The organism is Allobosea sp. (genome assembly GCF_030694325.1).
In the GTDB taxonomy this organism is placed as follows: Bacteria; Pseudomonadota; Alphaproteobacteria; order Rhizobiales; family Beijerinckiaceae; genus Allobosea.
The window spans coordinates 1-3,306 of the sequence record NZ_JAUXYO010000254.1; the positions used below are offsets into that span (position 1 = coordinate 1).

Here is a 3,306-nt window from a genome sequence, read left to right on the forward strand (position 1 = left end):
CCTGCGCGACTTCTACGAAAGGCTCTGCCAACACGGCAAAAAACCGATCGTCGCCATCACCGCAGTCATGCGAAAACTCATCGTCATCGCAAACGCAAAAATCCGTGACCTCCGTCTGTCAACACGCGAAGCGCAAGTGAGGTGATGACGGCCCTGTTGTCAGACGGCCCCTGTCGCCACCGGCCGTTCGGGGGCCTGCGTCCAGTCGGTCATCGAGCCATCATAGAGCGCGACCTCCTCGCGCTTGAACAGCTCCGACATCACGAACCAGTTCAGTGCGGCGGTATGGCCGGTATTGCAGTAGGAGATCGCCGGGCCCTTCGGGAGGCCGGCGAACAGCGCCGCCAGCTCGTCGCGAGGCCTGAGCTTGCCGGTCGCGGCGTCGAAAGCCTGCGTATAGTCGCGCGAGACGGCGCCGGGGATATGGCCGGCGCGAGCCGCCTCTGGCGCCTTCTCGTGGCCTTCGAAATAGCTGGGCGAGCGGGCGTCGACGAGCGTGGCGAGCTTGCTGCGGGATGCCACCAGCGTGGCGTCGGCCGTGCTGCGCAGGCGCTGCTGCATCACGACCGGGTAGGGCGCCGCTGTACGCTCCGGCGGCGAGCCCGCTTCGACCGGCCGCGCCGGATCGGCCGTCCAGGCACGGAAGCCGCCGTCGAGGATGGCCTGTTGGCCATGACCGATGGTCTTCAGCGTCCAGTAGATGCGCGCTGCGGCGGCGAAGTCGGTGGCGCTGACGCCGGCGGGGACGATGACGACGTCGTCATGTGGCTTGATTCCGAGGCGGCCGATCAGGGCCGCAAGATGATCGAGTGGCGGCAGGAGTCCGGGCGCTTGCCCAACCTTGGCGCGCCAGCCATCGGCGACATAGTCGGTGTGGACGGCGCCGGGGATGTGGCCAGCCTCATAGGCGGGTCTGCCGCCGCCGTCGATCGACGAGCGGATGTCGAGCACGACGAGGGTGGGATCGCCCAGGCGCGCCAGCAGATCCTCGGGGGCGATCAGCCCGGCCAATGCGGTCTCGCTCATGCGGTGGCCTCTGCAATTTCGTCCACAATGTCGATCGCGTAGGTGAAGCTCGCGGTCGCGCCGAGCATGATCGAAGCCGAACAGTATTTTTCCTTCGACAATGTGACGGCCCGCTCGGCCTTGGCGCGCGACAGGCCGCGGCCGCTGATGCGGTAGGCGAGGTGGATCTGGGTGAAGACCTTGGGGTCCTCCGTGGCGCGCTGCGCCTCGACCTCGACCTCACAGCCGGTGATCGGCTCGCGGCCCTTCTTCAGGATCTGCACGACGTCGAAGCCGGTGCAGCCCGCGAGACCGATCAGGAGCATCTCCATCGGCCGGATGCCGAGGTTGCGGCCGCCATATTCAGGCGCGCCATCCATGACGACGGCATGGCCGCTGCCGGATTCGCCCATGAAGGCCATGCCTTCGACCCAACGCGCGCGCGCCTTCATGATTCGTGTCTCCGAGCCTTTGATCCGCAGGCTGGCATAGCCGCGGGATCAGAATGAGGCGAGACCGTCGCGTGCAGGGGCGTCAGGCGCGGCGCAGCTGCGCCTCGTCGGACGCGGCGACGAGCGCCTGGCCAACCGCATGGCCAACGAGGACCAGCACGGGCCCGCCTTTCGGCAGCTCCGCGATCCGCTCCGGCAGCGTGGCGATGGTCGCGCGCAGGTGCTGTTCGTCCGGCCTCGTGGCCGACTGCACGGCAACCGCTGGGGTCGCAGGGTCGAGGCCGGCGGCGATCGCCCGGTCGCGGAAGCCGGCCAGCGTGGCGCGCGCCATGTAGATCACGGTCGTGGCGGCAGGGTCCGCCATCGCCCGCCAGTCGAGATCCTCCGGCAATTCGCCGCTGCGGGCATGGCCGGTGACGAATTGCAGCCGGCGGGCATGGTCGCGATGCGTCAGCGAGACGCCGAGCGTCGCCGCGGCGCCCTGCGCCGCTGAGATGCCCGGCACGATGGTCACCGGCAGGCCCGCGGCCTGGCAGGCTTCGATCTCCTCGCCGGCGCGGCCGAAGATGCCGGGGTCGCCGCCCTTCAGCCGCACGACATGCTTGCCCTGGCCGGCGAGCGAGACGATCAGCGCGTTGATGTCGCCCTGCTTGACGGAAGGTCCGTAGCCGGTCTTGCCGACCATCATGCGCTTGGCCTCGCGCCGCGCCAGTTCGAGCACGCCGGGCGAGACGAGATCGTCATAGAGGATGATGTCGGCGCTCTGCAAAGCGCGGATCGCCTTCAGCGTCAGGAGTTCCGGGTCGCCGGGGCCGGCGCCGACCAGCGAAACCCGGCCGCGACCCGGCGCGGCCTCGATGCGCTCCAGCGCTGAAAACAGTTCGGCGCGGTCCGCATCCGCGGGAGGCCGGCCGGATTCGCCCATCGCCTTGGCGGTGAACAGCTCCCAGAAGGCGCGGCGCATGGCGAAGGGCAGTTCGCGCGCCTGAACGGCGGGGCGCCAATCCTTGGCGGCCTGGGCCCAGGCCTTCAGCGTCGCCGGCAGCAGCGTCTCGATGCGGGTGCGGATCGCCTGGCCGAACACGGGCGCGGCGCCGTCGGTCGAGATCGCCACGATCAGCGGCGAGCGGTTGACCAGCGTGCCGAAGGAGAAGTCGCAGAAATCGGGCTTGTCGACGATGTTGACGGGGACACCGGCGCGACGAGCCGCGGCGACGAAGGCCTCGATCTCGTCGGCGTCCTCGATGTCGCCGATGGCGAGCGCCGCGCCAGCGAGGTCCTCCGCCTTCCAGCTACGCGCGTGGACGAGGACCTTGCCCGCGGGCGGGGCCGCAGCCAGGGCAGCGAACAAATCGCCGCCTTCGCGCGCGAAGACCGCCACCTCGGCGCCGGTCGCCGCCAGCAGCTCGGCCTTCCAGAGGGCGCCTTCGCTGTCACCGACGAGCACGACCGTGCGACCGGCCAGCTTGTGGAACAGCGGCAGGGTGGCGAGGGGTTCGATACGGCGGCCGCTGGCGGCCTCGGGACGTCTCTGTCTCATCGCATCCGTCTCTGGCGCATCGTGCCGGCCCTGTCACGCCGTTCGTTGGTCGCGGAAGACGCCGCAGGTTGAAGCAAGGACCGAACCAGCCGGCCGCAGCACATGGTCAGCCCGCCGCCTTCTCGTCCCGCTTGACCTGCTGCCAGAGCGCCTCGAGCTCGGCGAGATCGGCCTGCGCGGCGGTGCGGCCCTGCGCCTCCTGTTTTTTCTCGATACCTCGGTAGCGGCGCTCGTACTTGGCGTTGGCGGCCTGTAGGCAGCCTTCGTGATCGGAGTCGACATGGCGGGCGAGGTTGGCGACGACGATGA

The 3,306-nt window shown here is 69.4% G+C and carries 3 protein-coding genes and 1 pseudogene; all 4 read right to left on the reverse strand.

Annotated features, from left to right (window positions below; translation table 11 throughout):
• Positions 1-159 precede the first annotated feature (159 nt).
• On the reverse strand, positions 160-1,026 hold the full coding sequence (locus tag Q8M82_RS16580) for a sulfurtransferase (RefSeq protein WP_305692429.1): 867 nt from the start codon (positions 1,024-1,026) through the stop codon (positions 160-162).
• Positions 1,023-1,457, reverse strand: coding sequence for an OsmC family protein (locus Q8M82_RS16585; protein ID WP_305692430.1), 435 nt, complete (start codon positions 1,455-1,457; stop codon positions 1,023-1,025). The genes Q8M82_RS16580 and Q8M82_RS16585 overlap by 4 nt, the downstream gene beginning before the upstream one ends.
• Before the next feature lie 82 nt (positions 1,458-1,539).
• Entirely contained in the window at positions 1,540-2,997 is a 1,458-nt protein-coding gene (gene cysG / locus Q8M82_RS16590; protein ID WP_305692431.1) for a siroheme synthase CysG, read from the reverse strand.
• 106 nt (positions 2,998-3,103) lie between these two features.
• A pseudogene (locus tag Q8M82_RS16595) lies at positions 3,104-3,306 on the reverse strand (nucleoside triphosphate pyrophosphohydrolase); the annotation flags it as partial.